The organism is Actibacterium ureilyticum, assembly GCF_002285435.1.
GTDB lineage: Bacteria > Pseudomonadota > Alphaproteobacteria > Rhodobacterales > Rhodobacteraceae > Actibacterium_C > Actibacterium_C ureilyticum.
In genome coordinates this window covers 335,731-355,229 of record NZ_NSBT01000024.1, presented here as the reverse complement: position 1 = coordinate 355,229, position 19,499 = coordinate 335,731, and the positions used below count along the sequence as shown (strand labels likewise).

General features: G+C 64.7%; 16 protein-coding genes. 11 read left to right on the top strand and 5 right to left on the bottom strand.

The window, feature by feature from the left end; translation table 11 throughout:
* Window positions 1–24 precede the first annotated feature (24 nt).
* Both CLM60_RS07790 and CLM60_RS07785 read right to left on the bottom strand, forming a co-directional pair.
* Window positions 25–213: a hypothetical protein gene (locus tag CLM60_RS07790; RefSeq protein WP_095588593.1), complete on the bottom strand. Its 189-nt coding sequence runs from the start codon at window positions 211–213 to the stop codon at window positions 25–27.
* Between the two features lie 154 nt (window positions 214–367).
* Window positions 368–3,286, bottom strand: coding sequence for an SdrD B-like domain-containing protein (locus tag CLM60_RS07785; RefSeq protein ID WP_095588592.1), 2,919 nt, complete (start codon window positions 3,284–3,286; stop codon window positions 368–370).
* Between the two features lie 545 nt (window positions 3,287–3,831).
* Between CLM60_RS07785 and CLM60_RS07780 the strand changes: the two genes are divergently transcribed.
* The 6 genes from CLM60_RS07780 to CLM60_RS07755 all read left to right on the top strand — a co-directional run bounded on the left by CLM60_RS07780 (window position 3,832) and on the right by CLM60_RS07755 (window position 9,337).
* The gene (locus CLM60_RS07780; RefSeq protein ID WP_095588591.1) at window positions 3,832–4,905 is read left to right on the top strand and encodes a Hint domain-containing protein; all 1,074 of its coding nucleotides are present in this window, start codon (window positions 3,832–3,834) and stop codon (window positions 4,903–4,905) included.
* A 163-nt stretch (window positions 4,906–5,068) separates the two neighbouring features.
* Complete coding sequence (rpsD, locus tag CLM60_RS07775; protein ID WP_095588590.1) at window positions 5,069–5,689, top strand: 30S ribosomal protein S4; 621 nt, start codon at window positions 5,069–5,071, stop codon at window positions 5,687–5,689.
* 149 nt (window positions 5,690–5,838) lie between these two features.
* On the top strand, window positions 5,839–6,381 hold the full coding sequence (locus CLM60_RS07770; protein WP_095588589.1) for a TIGR00645 family protein: 543 nt from the start codon (window positions 5,839–5,841) through the stop codon (window positions 6,379–6,381).
* Window positions 6,382–6,450: 69 nt separating this feature from the next.
* The gene (gene hisC / locus CLM60_RS07765; protein WP_095588588.1) at window positions 6,451–7,536 is read left to right on the top strand and encodes a histidinol-phosphate transaminase; all 1,086 of its coding nucleotides are present in this window, start codon (window positions 6,451–6,453) and stop codon (window positions 7,534–7,536) included.
* Window positions 7,533–8,453, top strand: a complete 921-nt coding sequence (locus CLM60_RS07760; RefSeq protein ID WP_095588587.1) for a prephenate/arogenate dehydrogenase family protein — start codon at window positions 7,533–7,535, stop codon at window positions 8,451–8,453. The genes hisC and CLM60_RS07760 overlap by 4 nt, the downstream gene beginning before the upstream one ends.
* Window positions 8,450–9,337: an extensin-like domain-containing protein gene (locus CLM60_RS07755; protein WP_095588586.1), complete on the top strand. Its 888-nt coding sequence runs from the start codon at window positions 8,450–8,452 to the stop codon at window positions 9,335–9,337. The genes CLM60_RS07760 and CLM60_RS07755 overlap by 4 nt, the downstream gene beginning before the upstream one ends.
* Here the strand turns inward: CLM60_RS07755 and CLM60_RS07750 are convergent.
* Window positions 9,334–10,332, bottom strand: a complete 999-nt coding sequence (locus CLM60_RS07750; protein WP_095588585.1) for a DUF2125 domain-containing protein — start codon at window positions 10,330–10,332, stop codon at window positions 9,334–9,336. The genes CLM60_RS07755 and CLM60_RS07750 overlap by 4 nt on opposite strands.
* Before the next feature lie 63 nt (window positions 10,333–10,395).
* On the opposite strand from CLM60_RS07750, the gene CLM60_RS07745 reads away from it, so the two are divergent.
* The 4 genes from CLM60_RS07745 (at window position 10,396) to CLM60_RS07730 (ending at window position 15,242) form a co-directional block, all read left to right on the top strand.
* The gene (locus tag CLM60_RS07745; RefSeq protein WP_095588584.1) at window positions 10,396–10,935 is read left to right on the top strand and encodes a gamma-glutamylcyclotransferase; all 540 of its coding nucleotides are present in this window, start codon (window positions 10,396–10,398) and stop codon (window positions 10,933–10,935) included.
* Between the two features lie 87 nt (window positions 10,936–11,022).
* Window positions 11,023–12,198, top strand: coding sequence for a biopolymer transporter ExbB (locus CLM60_RS07740; RefSeq protein WP_095588583.1), 1,176 nt, complete (start codon window positions 11,023–11,025; stop codon window positions 12,196–12,198).
* Window positions 12,199–14,019, top strand: a complete 1,821-nt coding sequence (locus CLM60_RS07735) for a peptidoglycan -binding protein (protein WP_095588582.1) — start codon at window positions 12,199–12,201, stop codon at window positions 14,017–14,019.
* A gap of 53 nt (window positions 14,020–14,072) precedes the next feature.
* Complete coding sequence (locus tag CLM60_RS07730) at window positions 14,073–15,242, top strand: glycosyltransferase family 87 protein (RefSeq protein ID WP_141246481.1); 1,170 nt, start codon at window positions 14,073–14,075, stop codon at window positions 15,240–15,242.
* 82 nt (window positions 15,243–15,324) lie between these two features.
* Here the strand turns inward: CLM60_RS07730 and clpA are convergent, their stop codons facing one another.
* Window positions 15,325–17,655 (bottom strand): ATP-dependent Clp protease ATP-binding subunit ClpA, encoded by a 2,331-nt coding sequence (clpA, locus tag CLM60_RS07725; RefSeq protein WP_095588580.1) that lies wholly within the window; start codon window positions 17,653–17,655, stop codon window positions 15,325–15,327.
* Window positions 17,656–17,843: 188 nt separating this feature from the next.
* The gene (gene gloB / locus CLM60_RS07720) at window positions 17,844–18,605 is read right to left on the bottom strand and encodes a hydroxyacylglutathione hydrolase (RefSeq protein ID WP_095588579.1); all 762 of its coding nucleotides are present in this window, start codon (window positions 18,603–18,605) and stop codon (window positions 17,844–17,846) included.
* A gap of 63 nt (window positions 18,606–18,668) precedes the next feature.
* Here gloB and CLM60_RS07715 point away from each other — a divergent pair, with 63 nt between their 5' ends.
* Complete coding sequence (locus CLM60_RS07715; protein WP_095588578.1) at window positions 18,669–19,415, top strand: class I SAM-dependent methyltransferase; 747 nt, start codon at window positions 18,669–18,671, stop codon at window positions 19,413–19,415.
* Window positions 19,416–19,499 lie beyond the last annotated feature (84 nt).

The following is a 19,499-nucleotide window of genomic DNA, read 5'->3' as shown; positions in this document are numbered from 1 at the left end:
CATCTGTTCAACGCGGCGCGACCATCAGGCCGAGCGGCGGCGGCGTTCCCACACCAGCGCGACGATCGCGGCCAGGGCGGCGATGGCTGCGGTGCCTTCCAGGGCACTGATTTCCGGCACGCGGGTCGGAACCTGCGGCAGCGGGCCACCGGCCATGGCCGAACCGGCGGCGATGGTCAAGGTCGATGCAAGAAATGCAATCTTGGCTTTCATCTCAATCTCTCCAACAACGCTTCGATTCCCCGCCAACCGAAGCGACATATTGTGAAGGGCGGCGCGGACCCTGTCTTGCCCACAAAGGGGGTGGGGCGTGGCCCCGGGGGAAAGCCCCGTTGGGGGCTTTCGCCGTGTTAACCGACCCGTGCCGTCAGCACAGGCAATCCAGGCTGTCGAACTCGACGCCCACGATGAACGGCTGCGAGTTGTCGTCGGTCGCCGGGTTGGGATCCACGATCAGGCCGATGACGTCGCCGGCGCCGGCCTCGAAACCCTCGCCATTGGCATAGGCATCTGCCAGGATCGCTTCGACATCCGCGGCGTCGCCGAACTGATCGTAATAGTCCAGGAAGGGCTCGAACTCGAAATCATCGGTCAGGGCCCAGATCGCGGACTGCACCTCGAACCCGGTATAGCCGTTTTCGGTATAGTCCTGGTTCAGGATGTAGTTGATCAGGTCCAGGTTCTCGATCGCGGCCAGGCCGTTCGCGCCGATCTGATCGGCGTTGAAGATGCCTTCGGGCAGCGTGTCTGCATCGGCGCAGTAAAGGTTGCCGGTCAGAACCGCCGCCGTGCCGAAATCCGCACCCGCTTCGACCGGTTCGATCTGGCTGATGCAATAGGTTTCGGTGAACACCAGACCGTCCAGACGCGCATCGCCCGAGCCCGAGAACTGGATATCATAGGCGATATCGGTCCAGGTCGACGGATCGGACACATCGGGAATGCCGGTCACGATCTGATAGTCGATCATGGTGGGCAGCGAAGCGCAGATCTCGTCCACCGTCTCGGCGGTGCCGCAGAAGGTCGCGGCGATATCGGCCACGTCGCTGCCGCCATTGCCGTCCTCGACGGTATAGCTGTAGGTGATCGTCTGCTCTTCGCCCAGGTTCAGACCGACCAGCGCGTCTTCGGCATCGAAGCTCAGCGCGCCGCCCGACAGGGTGACGAACACGCCGTCGATGTCGATGGTTTCGCCATCGGCGATTGCGATGCCGTTGACCGCGGTCACGGTCAGCGTATCGCCATCGGCGTCGCTGTCATTGGCCAGAACGTCGATCACCAGCTCTTCATTGGCGCAGATATGGCCTGCGTCGTCCTGCGCGTCGGGATCGGTGTTGGGCGTTTCGACACCCGCGTCCACATCCGTCACCGCATCGCCAATGGCCAGCGTGATCGTGCCGGTCATGCCGGTTTCGGGATCGACATCGCTGTCCACGGTATCGTCGCTGCCGACATCCTGCGCGATGAAGACTTTGCCGCCCGCCGCGCTTTCGTCGAACGTGACCTTGTAGTCGCCCGCATCCAGCCCGGTGAAGATATAGTTGCCATCCGCATCAGTGAAGGTTTCGGCGACGAACACGCCGCTGGCGGTGGTCAGGACCACGCGCGCATTGGCGATGCCGGGCTCGTTGTCATCGACATCGTTGTCGTTCTCGTCGCAGAAATAGCGGCCTGCCAGCGACGCGGTGCCGGGATCGATCAGGCCCGCATCGACGGTCAGGTTGGTTTCGCCTTCGGCCAGCGTGATGGTGCCGGTCATGCCGGTGGTCGCGTCCACATCGGAATCCGCGGCATCATCGCCCGCGTCCTGGGTGGTAAAGACCAGCCCACCCGCCGGAACGACCGCGACCGAATAATCGCCAGCGGCCAGGTTTTCGAACAGGTAATTGCCGTTGGCGTCGGTTTCGGTGGTGGCGATCACGTTGCCGTCGGCGTCTTTCAGGTTGACGGTGATGCCCGCCACGCCGGCCTCGTCCGCGTCCTGGATGCCGTCCTTGTCGGCGTCGAACCAGACCGTGTCGCCGATCGCGCCGGTCATCGGGTCGCCATCCTTGCACAGCTCGATCTTGTCCAGGCGCGCGAATTCACCGCATTCGCCCTTGCCATAGATGGTGATCACGTCACCGGCATTCAGCTGCAGATCCTCGACCACGATCTCGCGGAAGGTCGCGGGCGAACCGCCGTCGCCGCCATTGTCCAGATCCAGCCGGACCGGGCCGGCGACCGGCTGACCGTTGACGTAAATATAGATCCAGCCCTGACCGTCGTTTTCGTCCAGTACGGACAGTTTCAGGTCATATTCGCCGCCGGTGCCTTCGAACGTGGTGGTGGCCGATGCCCAGCAGCCGATCTGGCCCTTGACCAGCTGGCCGCCCGAGGCGTCGGGGTTGTTCTGAACGGTATAGCCGCACAGCTGCATGTCTTCGGCTTCGATGACGATGCATTCGCCGCCGGTGCCGCCCTCGTCCACGTCGCAGACATTGACCTTCAGCGCCTTGATTTCCTCGCCGCCCTTGCCGTCGCTGACCTTGACGGTCACGTCATAGGCGTTGTCGCCATCGGCCGAGCCGGGGGTTTCGTAATCCGGTGCGCCCTTGAAGGTCAGCTCGCCGGTGGTGGGGTCGATCTCGAAGCTGCCCGCGTCGGCGCCGCCCACGATCTCATAGGTCAGGCTGTCGCCGTCGGGATCTTCGGCGTTCAGGTCGATGACGAATGTGGTGTTCTCGTCGACGCACAGGATGCCGTCGGCGGGGATGTTGGTGAAGGTCGGCGGTTCGTTCTCGGGGGCGCATTCACCGGCACCCAGGCAGCGGAAATCGACCCAGCAGCCGCTCACGTTGCAGGTCTGCACAACGCTCAGTTCGACCCCTTCGGGCGGGACCGCGCCGTAGAAGGTGAAATAGTCGTCGCCAGCGCCCGGGGCGTCGTGGCCTTCGACTTCGATCTCGATCAGGTAATAGGTCTTGCCGTCCGAGCCTTTCAGCACGTGATAGCTTTCGGCATACATCTGGCTGCCGACCTTGGCGCCATCGACATAGGCCTGCTGGCCGCTGTGGTCGGTGGCGTTCTCGTTGCAATATTCGTCGCCCGAAAGCTTGCTGTCGTCGTCATAGGTCGACATGCACACCGTGGCGCCCGCGGGCATCGTGAAGCTGTCGCCGCAGCCCAGATTGCCGTCGCCATCCTTCAGCAGATCCGCTTCGGTAAAGGCCGACCATTCGTATTTCTGCTGCCAGTTGCAGCCGCCATACGAGCCGCCATAGTAATTTTTGGAATAGTAGGTCATTTGATCCCTTCCTCACCCACCAGTGAACTCAGTCCGTAACAAACGTGAGGGTTCAGGTATCGGCTTGCAGCAAGATCAAATGCAGGACGCCCTGGCCGCACGCCAGAGTCGTGTTGGGCATACACTGCCCGCAGGCATAGAAATTGCCTCGCGAAACTCACTACCGTATCCTTCCCGTCACACACACACCCTGCCTGGAAATACGGCACTTGGGCGTTTCACACGCGCCGGCAACACCACCGACACGGCGGAAATCTGCCGAAATTGGGGCAATAGTCAATCTCTTTGCGCGGTTTGGGTCAAAATTGCGGCGAAATTGAGGGGTAAACGCGCGGCTGTCACAATCCTGGGTTGTGCAAAATTAACTAAGCTGCGTCTTTTGCGTTCATTGTTTCGGACTGCTGCACAATTCGTGATCGGGTTTGATTCGAGGTCAGGAAAAAATGCAACAGTTTTAAACCTTTGCCTCGAAAGGGGTACGCGTCGCGAAAATTATGTTAAACCGAAAACAACAATAAAAACTGATAAATGGCAGGTTGAGGGACATGGAAGCGAGCTTTGCGGGCACGTTTGTCATTCCTTGGTCACAGACAGAGACGGACGGCGTTTCAGGCGCCCCGGCCGAGGTGCTGACCGTCGGATCGGGATGGCGCTGGTTCGGGCAGATGACGCGGTTGGATGGGCCGAACAGCGTCCTGCGTCTGGGTCCGGGCGGCAGCACGGGCGAACTGCGCCGCCGCGCGGCCCGGTCGGTGCAGCGGATCATGAGACAGGTGCCGCGCGACTGCGCCACCGCCACGCCCGCGCCCCAGGACGAGCCACAGGGCGAACGCGGTTTCGTCGTCACCGACGGGATCCGCAGCTTTACCGTCACTCGGATTCCGGCGGGGCAGGGGCGGGCGCCGCTGCTTCTGTTCGTGGATGAGGTCCCGCCTAAGGGCCGCGATTTGTGGGTCGTGCGCCTGTTGGGCGATCCGCGGGCCGAGGTCGACCGGGTCGAGATGCCGCGCGGGGTGATCTGTTTCACCGAAGGCACGCTGATCGACACGCCACAAGGCCGCCGCCCGGTCGAAACGCTGCACGAGGGCGACGCGCTGCTGACGCGCGATGCCGGGGCGCAGCCGATCCTGTGGACGGGCCGCCGCCGGATGAGCGGCGCGCGCCTGCGGGCGATGGCGCATCTGCGGCCCGTGCGCATTCGCGCGGGCGCGCTGGACAGCGAACGCCCGCAACAGGATCTGATCGTGTCGCCGCAGCACCGGGTGCTGATCCGGGGCGGCGCGGCCGAGATGCTGTTCCAGACGCCCGAGGTCCTGGTCGCGGCCGAGGATCTGGTGAACAACCGGTCCATCGTCGTCGATCACGGGCTGCACGAGGTGACCTATATCCATCTGATGCTGGCCCAGCACCACATCGTCTGGGCCAATGGTGTGGAAACCGAAAGCTTCCATCCCGGCGCGGCGGATCTGGATCAGATGAGCGCCGAACAGCGCGACCGGCTGCTGGCCTTCTTTCCCAGCCTGGCGCAGGATCCCGATGCCTATGGCGGCTATGCCCGGCGGATGCTGAACCGGGGCGAGGCGGCGATATTGCAGCACAAGGTCGCCCAGCAGCATTGACACCCTGCGGGGCTTGTGTATAAGCCCGCCATTCCTGGCCCGCGTGGCCGGGGTTTTCATTGGTGTTGGTGGCCCCCGCAAGGGGATCCCTGTCAGGCTTCGGCCAAAGGACAACGCCCTTCACAGGCGCCCACGGGCGTCGACCAGACGAAGGAGATCAGCCGTGACCAAACGCACGTCTGCCAAGTACAAAATCGACCGCCGGATGGGCGAAAACATCTGGGGCCGTCCGAAATCCCCCCTGAACCGCCGCGAATACGGCCCCGGCCAGCACGGCCAGCGCCGCAAGGGCAAGCTGTCGGATTTCGGTCTGCAGCTGCGCGCCAAGCAGAAGCTGAAAGGCTACTATGGCGACCTGACCGAGAAGCAGTTCCGCCGCATCTATGCCGAGGCAGAGCGTGTGAAGGGCGACACCGGTGAAAACCTCATCGGTCTGCTGGAGCGCCGCCTGGACGCCGTCGTCTATCGCGCGAAATTCGTTGCGACCATCTTTGCCGCGCGCCAGTTCGTGAACCACGGCCATGTCTTGGTGAACGGCCAGCGGGTGAACATCCCCAGCTATCGCGTCAAAGAAGGCGACGTGATCGAGGTCCGCGACCGTTCGAAGCAGATGGCTGTCCTGCTGGAAGCCGTGCAACTGGCCGAGCGTGAAGTGCCCGATTACATCGAGGCCGACCATTCCAAGATGTCCGCAACCTTCACCCGGACGCCGTCGCTGGCCGACGTGCCCTATCCGGCGATGATGGAACCGAACCTCGTCGTGGAATTCTACGCGAAGAACTGATCTTCGCAGACCATGGAATTCAGAAACCCGCGGCGCCGTCCGCGGGTTTTTCTTTTGGGCCACACTTGCCCGCCGGGCGTACCTGCCACATTGCGCGATGCAACGCGATTTTCTATGTGGTTCCGACGACCGAGCAGGAGACGACAGGCATGACGCGCAAGACCGGATTGGAAACCAAGTTCGAACAGGGGCTTTTCGCCTCGCGCTGGCTGATGGCGCCGATGTATCTGGGGCTGGTGGTCAGCCTGGGGATGCTGGCCATCGTCTTCGCGCGCGAGCTGATGTATTACGCGCCGCAGGTCATGACGATGACCGCCGACAAGGCGATCCTGGTCATCCTGACGCTGATCGACCTGTCGCTGGCGGGCAATCTGCTGCTGATCGTGCTGTTCTCGGGCTATGAGAATTTCGTGTCGAAGCTGGATATCGAGGATGGCGGCGACCGGCCCAGCTGGATGGGGACGGTGGATTTCTCGGGCCTGAAGATGAAGCTCATCGCCTCGATCATCGCGATTTCTACGATCCACCTGCTGAAACAGTTCATGGAACTGGGCAAGACCGAAAAGCCGCTGGATCAGGATGCGCTTTATTGGCTGGTGGCGATCCATATCGTGTTTGTCGCCTCGGGCCTGATGATGGCGGCGATGGACTGGCTGACAGCCAGAAGCAAGACGGCCAAGAACGGCGCCTGAGGCGCTTGCGGAAACCGCGCTGGCGCCATGCGCGTGCCAGGGCTAGAACCGGAAATTCAGGAGGATGTCATGACCCCGATCCAACCGCAGCCCGGCATCATGGAAATCGCGCTCTATCAGGGCGGGAAGTCGCAGATCGCGGGGCATCATGACGTTCTGAAACTGTCGTCGAACGAGAACCCGCTGGGCGTGCCGCCGCTGGCCGCCCAGGCGATTGCCGATGCGGCAATGGGCAGCCACCGCTATCCGTCGACCGACCATGCCGAGCTGCGCGCGGCGATTGCCGATGTGCACGGGCTGGAGGCCGAGCGGATCATCTGCGGCGTCGGCTCGGACGAGGTGCTGCAATTCGTGACCCAGGCCTTCGCCGGTCCGGGGGATGGAATCATCATGACCCGCCACGGGTTTTCGATGTACCCGATCCTGACCCACATGGCGGGCGCTACGCCGGTCACGGTGGACGAGGCGGATCGTATCGTCGATGTCGATGCGATCCTGGGCGCGGTGACTGACCGGACGCGTATCGTGCTGCTGACCAATCCCGGCAACCCGACCGGCACGCGGCTTTCGGATGCCGAATTGCTGCGCCTGGCCGACGGTCTGCCGCAGGACGTGATCCTAGTGATCGACGCCGCCTATGCCGAATATGCCGAAGGTTATGACGGCGGCGCGGCGCTGGCGGCCAGTCGACCCAACGTGCTGATGACACGGACCTTTTCCAAGATCTATGGCCTTGGCGGGTTGCGCATCGGCTGGGGTTATGGCCCGCAGGAGATGATCGACGTGCTGACGCGTATCCGCCAGCCCTTCAACCTGTCGGTGGTGCAGCTGGCCGCGGCCGAAGCCGCCGTGCGCGATCAGGATTGGGTGCGCACCTGTGCCGATCTGAACGCCGAACAGCGCGCCCGCCTGACCGGGGCGTTGCGGCAGTTGGGGATCGCTTGTGACGACAGCGATTGCAACTTCGTGCTGGCGCGGTTCGCCGACGCGGACGAGGCTGCCGCCGCCGATGCCGCGTTACAGGACGCCGGGATACTGGTGCGCCGCGTTGCGGGTTATGGCTTCCCCGAGGGGTTGCGGATCACCGTGGGCGACAAGGACGGAACGGGCCGCGTGATCGCCGCGCTGACCCAATGGCGCGAGGTGGGCAAATGAGCGTGATTTACAACCGGATCGCCTTGATCGGTCTGGGCCTGATCGCGGGGTCGATGGCGCTGGCCACGCGCCGGGCCGGGGCGGCGGGTGAAATCGTGGGTACTGCGCGGTCCGCGGAAACACGCCAGATCGCCGCCGAAATCGGGCTGGTCGACCGGGTGGTCGAGACCGTGGCCGAGGCTGTGCGCGACGCCGATCTTGTCGTTCTGGCCGTGCCGGTGGGTGCGATGGGGGCCGTCGCCGCCGAGATCGCGCCGCATCTGAAACCCGGCGCCGTGGTGACGGATGTGGGCTCGGTCAAGCGCGCGGTGATCGACGCCGTGGGCCCGCACATTCCCGAAGGCGTGCATTTCATCCCCGCCCACCCGCTGGCGGGCACCGAACATTCCGGCCCCAGATCGGGTTTTGCCGAACTGTTCGACAACCGCTGGACCCTGATCGTCCCGGCCGAGGGCAGCGACCCCGCCGAGGTCGACCGCCTGACCCGTTATTGGCAGGCACTGGGCGCCAACACCGAACAGATGGACCCCGATCACCACGATCTGGTCCTGGCCGTCACCAGCCACACGCCGCACCTGATCGCTTACACGATGGTGGGCGTGGCCGACGATCTGCGCCGGGTGACGGATAGCGAGGTGATCAAGTATTCCGCCGCCGGGTTCCGCGACTTTACCCGCATTGCCGCCAGCGATCCCACCATGTGGCGCGACGTGTTCCTGACCAACAAGGACGCCACGCTGGAGATCCTGGGCCGCTTCACCGAAGAGCTGTTCGCGCTGCAACGGGCGATCCGCACCGGCGATGGCGATCAGCTTTTCGATTATTTTACGCGGACACGGGCGATCCGACGCGGTATCATCGAGGCGGGGCAGGACACCGATGCCCCGAATTTCGGTCGCGGAGTGAAAAAGTCATGACCTTTCGGGCGCGTGTTCTGGTCCTGTTGACACTGGCTCTGGCGCTTCCGGCCTGGGGCCACGCGCCGGACCGGTCGCCGCGCCCGACCGCCCGCCCGGTTGCCCAAACGGTCCAGCCGCGCGCGCTGCGCGTGCCGGTCTTTTACCAGGCGACGCATCGCCCGGTGGCCCGGCCCGGCCGCAAAACGGGGCCGCGTGCCGCAGCAAACACGGGCCGCATCATCCTGGTGCCCGTCCACTATGACGCAAATTACCGCCCGAAACGCCGGCCCAAGGGCCTGTCGCAGCGCCGCTATCAGCACACGGTCAGCACCGCCGCCGCGACCCAGACGCAGCCGCGTTCGGTTGTGACCAGCAGCAAGGGCAAGGTCTGTGGCGACCGCACCCTGCGCGGCGAAACCATGTCGCCCATCGCGGGGCGGATACGCGGGTGCGGCCTGTCCGATCCCGTCAAGCTTTACGAGGTCGACGGCGTGCGTCTGAACCAACCGGCGGTCATCGATTGCACCACCGCCAAGGCGCTGAAAAGCTGGCTGAACAAGGGTGTGCGCCCGGTCGTGGGCCGGTTGGGCGGCGGCGTGTCGGAGCTGCGCGTGGTGGCGTCCTATGCCTGCCGGACGCGCAACAATCAGCCGGGGGCCAAGATCTCGGAACATGGCAAGGGCCGCGCGGTGGATATTTCCGAGATCCGGCTGAAAAACGGGGCCTCGCTGAACGTGCTGCGCGACTGGCGCGATCCGGCCAAGGGCAAGCTGCTGAAACAGATCCACAAATCGGCCTGTGGCCCGTTCGGCACCGTGCTGGGGCCGAATTCCGACCGGTTCCACAAGGACCACTTCCACGTCGACACGGCGCGGTATCGTTCGGGCAGCTACTGCCGCTAGCGAATGCGTAGCACCGGCGCGGGGCCGATGGGCACCGGGCCCAGGCTCATCCGTCCATTGCCGAAGACCAGCGGCGCGTCGATCGTATCGGCATTACCCGACATGCGCGCCAACAGCGACAGCCCGGTTTCGACCGTCGGCGCCAGATCGGCGGGCAGGGCGCCGGTGTCGACAGCGATCTGCAACAGCTCGCGCCAGTTGGTGGCGCGCACCCCGATTTCGCCCGTGGGCAGGCCATCGGCATCGACGGTCAATTGACCCGCAGCCTGAAGGTGAATGCCGCCCCATTTCATCTCGGCCAGTTTCAGGTCCAGCGATGTGACCTGCGGGCGGGCGCGTTCGACCGCAAACCGGTCCCAAGGCGCGTCGAAGGTCATCGTGGCGTCGAATTTCAGCGCCTCGACCGCCTCGGGCAGGGCCACCTGGCCGAAAATCGCGCGGATATCTTCCGACAATCGCGCCTCTGACGCGTCCAGCGCCACGTCATAGGTGGTTTCCGCCCCCTCGTGCCGCAGCGCGGCCAGCCGGGCCTGCGGCAGTTCGGCCCACCAGCCTTGGGTTGAGGCAACGCGGAACGCATCGGCGATCACCGTCAGCCGGTCGGCGGCCAGATCGGGGCCGGGATCGAACACCGCGCTGCCCTGCATCTTGTCGCTGGTCACGCGCAGCTTTTCAAACGGCGTCGTCAGCAGCTGTTCGTTGGGCCAGGTGACGATCATGTGGTGCGGTTTGTAGCTAAGCGCAAAGACCTGCAAAAACGGCGCCTGCCATGACAGGCCGGTATCGGGATCGGCCAGCGTCGGGTTTTCGATCGTCAGGTCGAACCGGTTGGGAAAGCCGCGCATCGCGATCTCGCTGGCCTCGGCCACCCAGCCCTCGGCCCGGCGGGCATCCAGCCACAGCTCCAGCCCGGTCTTGACCCCGCGCGAGCCGATAAACCACCAGCCCGACCACAGGATGGCCGCCAGAATCACAAGGCTCAGCAATCTGCGCATGGCGCCCTCTTTCGTTTCGAATTGTCATTGTGTTTAAAGACAGTCGCGCAAGAGGACCAGCCAATGTCAGACCAGCCGCTTTGGGTTTTCGGATACGGATCGCTGATGTGGGACCCGGGCTTTCCCGTGGCCGAACGTCAGGTGGCGCGGCTGGATGGCTATCACCGGTCGTTCTGCATGTGGTCGATCCACTATCGCGGCACCAAGGATGCACCGGGTCTGGTGCTGGCGCTGGACGCCGCGCCGGGGGGCAGTTGCCTGGGGCTGGGGTTCCGGGTGACTCCGGGGGCCGAGGACGAGACCCTGGCCATCTTGCGCGCGCGCGAGCTGGTCTCCTATGCCTATTACGAGGCGCGGGTGCCGATCACGCTGGTTGGTGGGGAACAGGTGCAGGCCACGACCTATGTCGTCGATCCCAAGCATGACCAGTATTGCGGACAACTGACGCTGGAAGAACAGGCCGCTATCATCGCCCGTGCCCATGGTGAACGCGGGCCCAACACCGAATACCTGCACAACACCGTCGATCACCTGTCGCAGCTGGGCATCGACGACCCCGATCTGGCCTGGCTGAACGCGCGGGTGCGCCGAATGGTGCCCTGATGGACGGGCGCCGTGAATTGCGTGTTGTGACGCTGCGGCGCTTGGCCTAGTCTTGCGCCAAGAACAAAAGGGCGCAGGACGCATTCCATGCCATTGACCGAGCGCGAGGCCGAGCCGCATTTTTCCCAACCCGTGCGCCAGATTTTCCTGATGCTGGTGGCCGTGGGGCTGTTTTCCTTTGGCGCCTATGTCGCTTATCCGCGCGTGGCACCGGTGTTCCTGTCGAACCCGTATCTGAACGGTGTGATCCTTCTGGTGTTCCTGATCGGCGTACTGGCCTGTTTCTGGCAGGTGATCCAGCTGATCTCGTCGGTGCACTGGATCGAGGGGTTCGCCTCGGAACGGCCGGGGCACGAGGTCACGCGTGCCCCCCGCCTGCTGGCGCCGCTGGCCGCGCTGTTGCGGTCGCGCGGGGCGCGGATGCAGATCGGCGCGTCATCGGCCCGGTCGATCCTGGAATCAGTGGCCACCCGGATCGAAGAGCTGCGCGATATCACGCGTTATATCGTCAACCTGCTGATTTTCCTGGGCCTTCTGGGCACGTTTTATGGTCTGGCCACAACCGTTCCGGCGGTGGTCGAAACCATCCGCTCGTTGGCGCCGCAGGATGGCGAAGGCGGGGTCGAGGTGTTTTCGCGCCTGATGGTCGGGCTCGAGGAACAGCTGGGCGGGATGGGCACGGCCTTTGCCTCGTCGCTGTTGGGGCTGGCAGGGTCACTGGTGGTGGGCCTGCTGGAGCTGTTCGCGGGCCACGGCCAGAACCGGTTCTATCGCGAGCTGGAAGAGTGGCTTTCGACCATCACCCGGCTGGGCTTTTCCAGCGGCGACGCGGATGCGGGCGAGGGCGGGGCGATGGGCCATGCGCTGGACCACATGGCCGCGCAGATGGACGCCCTGCAAGAGCTGTTCCAGCAATCGCAGGCCGACCGCAGCGCGATGGACGCGCGGCTGGAACAGGTGGCGGGATCGGTCGAACGCCTGACCGACCGGCTTTCGGGCGACACCGGCAATGCGGCCGCGCTGGCCCGGGTCGCCGATGGGCAGGAACGGTTGATCGCGGCGCTGCAGAACCGCGAGAACACCGATGGCGGCAGCTATGTCGATGCCGAAAGCCGGATGCGCCTGCGGTCGATCGACGTGCAATTGCTGCGCATCCTCGAAGAGATCTCGGCCGGGCGTCAGGAAACCCTGACCGACTTGCGGGGCGATCTGGCCGCATTGGCGCGGGCCGTTCACGACCTGCGCAGATCGGGGGGCAGCTAGGTGGCACTCACCCGGCGCACAGGGCAACGGTTCCAGGCCTCGATCTGGCCCGGTTTCGTCGATGCGATGACCGCGCTTTTGCTGGTGCTGATGTTCGTGCTGTCGATCTTCATGATCGTGCAATTCATGCTGCGCGAGACCATTACCGGGCAGGAAACCCAACTGAGCGAGCTGAACGCCGAACTGACCGCGCTGGCCGAAACGCTGGGGCTGGAACAGCGCCGGGCGTCGGATCTTGAGGATCAGGTGGGGGTGCTCGATGCCTCGCTCGCCGATGCGCGGGCGCAGGCGGAAAGCCAAAGCGCGCTGATCGCCAATCTGACGGCGCAGCTGACCGAAACCTCGGGCGCGCTGGATGCGGCCGAAGCGCAGATCACCGAGTTCGAGGCTCAGGTCGCGGGGCTTTTGGCGCAGCGTGACGATGCGCTGGCGCAGGTCGAGGGGTTAAGCGCGGAGCGGGCCGAACTGCTGAGCGCGCGCGAGGCGCAGGCGCTGGCGCTGGCCAACCTGCGGGACGAGATCGACGCCCAGACCGAGGCCGCGCGCCTGGCCGCGGCGCAAAGCGATGCGCTGGAGGCATTGGTCGACGATCTGCGCCGCCGCACCGCCGAGGCCGAGGCCGCCAACACCATCAACACCCGGCAGATGGCCGAGCTGACCGAGAAACTGAGCGCAGAAGAGGCCGCGCGCCTGGCCGAAGCCGCCGCCGCGCAGGCCCTGCGCGACAAGCTGCAAGGGGCCGAGGACGAGCTGACCGCGATGACCCTAGCGCTGGAAGAGCAGCGCAAGAAGGCCGAGGAAACCCTGACCCTGCTGGCCGCGGCCAATATCGCGCGCGACGGTCTGAACGAGCGACTTGCGGCGGCGTTGCAGGACCTGACCGACACCCAGGCCGAACGCGATGCGCTGCGCGGGACGCTGGACGCCACGACTGAGGATACCCGCGACCGGGCCGAGATCGAACGACAGCTGGCCGCCGCGCTGGCCGCGAAACTGGCCGCCGAACAACAGGCCACCGAACAGATGACCGAAGCCGAAGAGCGCGCCGCACTGTTGGCCGCCGCCAATCAGGCCCTGTCCGAGGAAGAGGCGAAATCAGCCGAAAGCCAGCGCAAGCTGGCGCTGTTGAACCAGCAGGTCGCCGCGCTGCGAAGCCAGTTGGGCAGTCTTCAGACGCTGCTGGATGCCGCCAGCGAACGGGACGAGGCCGCGCAGGTCCAACTCGAGGCGCTGGGCAGTCAGCTGAACACCGCGCTGGCGCAGGTCGCGTCGGAACAGCGCCGCCGGGCCGAGCTGGAAGCGGCCGAGCGCAAGCGGCTGGAGGAAGAAGCCGCCCGCCTGAACGCCGAGGCCAAGGATCTGAAGAACTATCGCTCGGAATTCTTCGGCCGGTTGCGCAGCGTTCTGGCCGGGCGCGAGGGCGTGCGCATCGTCGGCGACCGGTTCGTGTTCTCGTCCGAGGTGCTGTTTGAACCCGCCTCGGCCCAGCTGGCGGCCGAGGGGCGGGCGCAGATCGCCAATGTGGCCGCGATCCTCAGCGATGTGGCCGACGAGATCCCGCCGCAGATCGACTGGATCATCCGCGTTGACGGCCATACCGACGACACGCCGCTAGCGCCCGGCGCGCGCTATGCCGACAACTGGGAGCTCAGCCAGGCCCGCGCGCTGTCGGTGGTCCGCTACATGATCGACGGTCTGGGCTTTCCGGCCGAACATCTGGCGGCCACGGGGTTCGGCGAATACCGCCCGGTCAACACCGAAAACACCCCCCAGGCCCGCGCCCAGAACCGCCGGATCGAGCTGAAACTGACCGAGCGGTGAGGGGCGTGGATGCGCCGCCCGCCCATCGCGTCAGTTATGATCGCGAAGCGCCCATGATCACGCTGCGCCCGATCACCCTGTTGTTGCTGTGCGTGGCGGCGGCGGTGCTGGCTGGCGATATCGCGTTCGAGTTGGCCCGGCCCGTGCAGGCTGGCAAGAGCGTCCTGATCGATTTCGACGCCTTTTACCTGGTCGGGCAGATGATCGGCGAAGGGCAGTTGCAAGGTGCCTATGATCCGGCGGTGTTCGACGCGCGGCAGCAGGCGCTTGTGGGATATGGCGAGCCGCTGATCTGGAGCTATCCGCCGCCCTTCAACCTTGTGGTTGCGCCCTTTGCGCAGGCGCCGAACTGGCTGTCCTATCTGCTGTTCATGGGGGGCACGCTGGCGGCCTATCTGTGGATCCTGCGGGCCATTGCGGGGCCGCAGTTTCATGCAACGCTTGTCTTATGCCTGGCGCTGTTCCCGATCGTGATCCGGTCGGGGCAGAACAGCTTCCTGACTGGCGGGCTGATCGGTTTGGCGTGTCTGCTGGCGTTGCGGCGGTCGGTTTGGGCCGGGGTGCCGCTGGGGCTGATGGTGATCAAGCCGCATCTGGCTTTGGGCGTGGGGCTGTGGTCCGTCCTGGATCGGCGCTGGGGCATGGTTGCCGTGGCTTTCGCGGTCAGCCTGTTGGCCTGTGGCGTTGCCACGCTGGCATACGGTCCCGCCGCCTGGGGGTGGTTCATCGACGCGGCCGCGGCCACCCAGGATTTTCTGCGCGCGGGGCAATATCCGCTGTTTCGGATGACATCGGTTTTCGCCTTCGGGCTGTCGGCGGGGTTGGGCCCGACCCTGGCGATGGTGCTGCATCTGTGCAGCGCGGCGGCGGCCATTGCGCTGTTGATTGCGGTGCAGGTTTCGGGCGCGGGGCTTCGGCGCCGGATCGGCGCGGCGGTTTTCGTATCGGCGCTGATCAGCCCCTATAATTATGACTATGACCTGGCGATGCTGGCGTTTTCCCTGGCGCTTCTGATGCCGGCGATTGCCGCGCGGAACACCCGGTTGGAGCGTGGCGCGATTCTGATCGGCATGTGGGTGGTCGGTTTTTACGGTGTCGCGGTGTCGCTGGGGATGGATCGCGGTGTGCTGGGGACGGATTGGCGCGGGATTTCCATCTGTGGCCCGGTGCTGGTGCTGACCGGGCTGGTGATCCTGCGCGGAGCGCTCAGGGCGCGGTCGTGATCCCGTTCGACAATATGGCCCGCAACAGGGCAGCCGGCGCGCACATAAGGAAAACCCCGCCACATGGGCGGGGTTTCCGGTATCAGTCCGCTGTCAGAAGCGGGGGTTTCTTTGACGAGAGCCGTCGTTTTTCCGGCTCTTCGATGCGCAGGTCGATCTTGCCATCCTTGACGCCGACCTTGACGACACCGCCCTTGGCCAGCTTGCCGAACAGCAGCTCTTCGGCCAGCGGCTTCTTGATGTTTTCCTGGATCACACGGCCCAGGGGGCGCGCGCCCATCTTGTCGTCATAGCCCTTTTCGGCCAGCCATTCGGCGGCGGGGCGGGTCAGTTCGATGCTGACATCGCGGTCCATCAGCTGGGCTTCCAGCTGCAGCACGAATTTCTCGACCACCTGCAGGATGACCTCTTTGCCCAGCGGGGCAAAGCTGACCACTGCATCCAGACGGTTGCGGAATTCGGGGCTGAAGGTGCGCTCGATCGCGGCGGTATCCTCGCCCTCGCGCCGGTCGCGGCCGAAACCGATGGCGGATTTGGCCTGTTCGGCGGCGCCCGCGTTCGAGGTCATGATCAGGATCACGTTGCGGAAATCCACCTGACGGCCATTGTGGTCGGTCAGTTTGCCGTGGTCCATCACCTGCAGCAGAATGTTGAACACATCCGGGTGCGCCTTTTCGATCTCGTCCAGCAGCAGCACGCAATGCGGGTGCTGGTCGACCCCGTCGGTCAGCAGACCGCCCTGGTCGAAGCCCACATAGCCCGGAGGCGCGCCGATCAGCCGGCTGACCGCGTGTTTCTCCATGTATTCCGACATGTCGAACCGCAGCAGTTCCACGCCCAGCGTATCGGCCAATTGCTTGGCGACCTCGGTCTTGCCGACGCCGGTGGGCCCGGCGAACAGATAGTTGCCGATGGGTTTTTCCGGCTCGCGCAGGCCCGCCCGCGACAGCTTGATCGCCGAGGACAGCGCCTCGATCGCCAGATCCTGGCCGAAGACCACGCGTTTCAGCGTGCGCTCCAGGTCCTTGAGCACGATTGCGTCATCCTTGGTGACGTTCTTCGGCGGGATGCGGGCGATCTTGGCCACCACGGCCTCGATCTCTTTCACGCCGATGGTCTTGCGCCGCTTGCTTTCGGCGACCAGATGCTGCGCCGCGCCAGCCTCGTCGATCACGTCGATGGCCTTGTCAGGCAGTTTCCGGTCATGGATATAACGCGCCGACAGCTCGACCGCGGTCTTGATCGCGTCGCTGGTGTATTTGATGTCGTGGTGTTCCTCGAAATACGGTTTCAGACCGGTCAGGATCTTCACCGAATCCTCGACCGAGGGTTCGACCACGTCGATCTTCTGGAACCGGCGGCTCAGCGCGCGGTCCTTTTCGAAATGCTGGCGGAACTCCTTATAGGTGGTGGAGCCCATGCAGCGCAGCTTGCCACCCTGCAGCGCGGGTTTCAGCAGGTTGCTGGCATCCATCGCGCCGCCCGATGTGGCGCCCGCGCCGATGACGGTGTGGATCTCGTCGATGAACAGGATCGCATCGGGATGCTCTTCCAGCTCGGACACGACCGCTTTCAGCCGTTCCTCGAAATCGCCGCGATAGCGGGTGCCGGCCAGAAGTGCGCCCATATCCAGCGAATAGATCGTGGATTTCGACAGAACCTCGGGCGTTTCGCCGTTGACGATCTTATAGGCCAGCCCTTCGGCAATGGCGGTCTTGCCCACGCCGGGATCGCCCACCAGAAGCGGGTTGTTCTTGCGGCGGCGGCACAGCACCTGGATGCAACGCTCGACCTCGTCCGCGCGGCCGATCAGCGGATCGACATCGCCTTCGGCCGATTTGGCGTTCAGGTCGACACAGTATTTGGCCAGCGCCGATTCCTTGTTGCTGCCTTCTTCGGCCTGCTGGGCGGTGGCGGTTTCCTCTTCGCCGAAATCGGCGCCCGTCACGGGGCGGCTTTCGCCGAAGCTGGGATCCTTGGCCACGCCATGGGCGATGTAATTCACCGCGTCATAGCGGGTCATGTCCTGTTCCTGCAGGAAATAGGCGGCGTTGGATTCGCGTTCGGCAAAGATCGCGACCAGCACATTGGCACCGGTCACTTCGGTCCGGCCCGAGGACTGGACATGGATCGCGGCGCGTTGGATCACGCGCTGGAACGCGGCGGTCGGCACGGCTTCGGACCCTTCGATGCTGGTGACCAGCGTCGAAAGCTCGTCATCGATGAAGTCCACCAGCGTCTTGCGCAGCTCTTCCAGGTCGACCGAACAGGCCTGCATGACCTTGGCCGCGTCGGGTTCGTCGATCAGCGCCAGCAACAGGTGTTCCAGCGTTGCGAGTTCGTGGCGGCGCGCATTGGCCAGGGCCAGCGCCGAATGAATGGCTTGCTCGAGTGTATTCGAAAACGACGGCACGCGATGTGCTCCTTCTTCTGTAGGGCCGAGGGGAGGGATGGCGGGCCCGTCCTCAACCGTGGCCTCATAAACTTAAAGTTTGGTGTTCTTCACCGCGCTTCAAGTTTTTTCTGCCGACATCCGCATATCCATCCGGCATTCGCATCATTTTTGAGCGCATTCGTGGCGGGCAGACCCGTATCCTCGGCTCAAAATCTGTCTTTTTGCGCGCGGATTTCGGCAAATACCGCGACATCGCTTTCCGTTTCCATGCCCATGGCGGCCTTCATCTCGGGAAGGTGGGCGCGCAGGAAGGGATTGGTCGCGCGTTCCTCTGACAGTAGGGCGGGCACGGTTGGCTGTCCAGCATCGCGTGCGGCGTCCACCGCCTTTGAACGTGATGTAAGCGCGGCATTGTCGGGATCAATACTGAGCGCGAATTTCATGTTGGATTGCGTGTATTCGTGACCGGAATAGACCCGTGTCTCGTCCGGCAGCGCGGCCAGTTTGCACAGGCTGTCCCACATCATTTCCGGCGTGCCTTCGAACAGCCGCCCGCAGCCCATCACCATCAGGCTGTCGGCGGTGAAAACGGCATTGGCGCGGGGGAAGTGATAGGCCATGTGGCCCGCCGTGTGCCCCGGCACGTGCAGCGGCACGGTATAGGATTCGCCGGTGCCGCCGTTCATCCCCTCGGTCAGGGCCATGTCCAGCGGCGGCAGCTTCGATTCCTCGGCCTTGGGGCCCATCACCTTGCAGCCGTATCGCGCGCGCAGCTCGGCCACGCCGCCCACGTGGTCGTGGTGATGATGCGTGATCAGAATCGCCCGCAGCGACCAGCCGCGCGCATCAAGCGCGGCAATAACGGGCCCGGCCTCGGGTGCGTCGATCAGGCACACCCCGTCGGGACCTTTCACCAGATAGGCGTAATTGTCGCTCAGGCAGGGGATCGTCACGATGTCGAGAGGCATGGCGTTTTGTGTCCTGTTCGCTATTCTGCACTGGAATTTTTGCCGATCCCAAGGCCGACTGCAATGCACCTGGATGTGCTCGACCTCAGAAACTTCTACTACCGCACCAATCTGGGGCGGGTGGCGCAGCGGTCGATCCGGGACCAGGTTCTGACCTTCTGGCCCGAGGCCAAGGGCCAGACCGTCGCGGGGTTCGGCTTCGCCGTGCCGCTGCTGCGCCCCTATATGCAGGATGCCCGCCGGGTGATCGGGTTGATGCCCGGCCCGCAGGGCGTGATGCCCTGGCCCGCGGGGCAGGACAACATGTCGGTGCTGGTCGAGGAAACCCAATGGCCGCTGGCCACCGGGCTGGTCGACAAGCTGGTGATGATGCACGGGCTGGAGACCAGCGATAACCCCTCGGCCCTGCTCGAGGAAACCGCGCGGGCGCTGGGGCCGGGGGGGCGTGTGCTGTTCATCGTGCCGAACCGGTCGGGCCTGTGGTCCAGCCGCGACGCCACGCCGTTCGGCTTCGGCCGGCCCTATTCCCTGAGCCAGCTGGAATCGCAGTTGAAAAAGCACGGGTTCCAGCCCGAGGACCACCGCGCGGCGCTGTTCGCCCCGCCGTCGCATAAACGGTTCTGGCTCAAGACCTCGCCGGTCTGGGAACGGTTCGGCCGCAAGGTCAGCCGCTATTACGCGGGCGGTGTGCTGATGGTCGAGGCGACCAAGCAGGTCTATCGCCCGGTGGGGCCGGGCCTGCCCGAGGCGGTCAAGCGCCCGCTGCGCGTGCTGGAGGGGCTGCCCAAGGCCGGGACCGAGCCCGCCTGACGCGTGCGGTGATTCTGCGCCCGGATCAGCGGGGCGCGCAGCGAATCCGTGGTGTTAGCGCCAACCCCGGACGGCAAACATCAA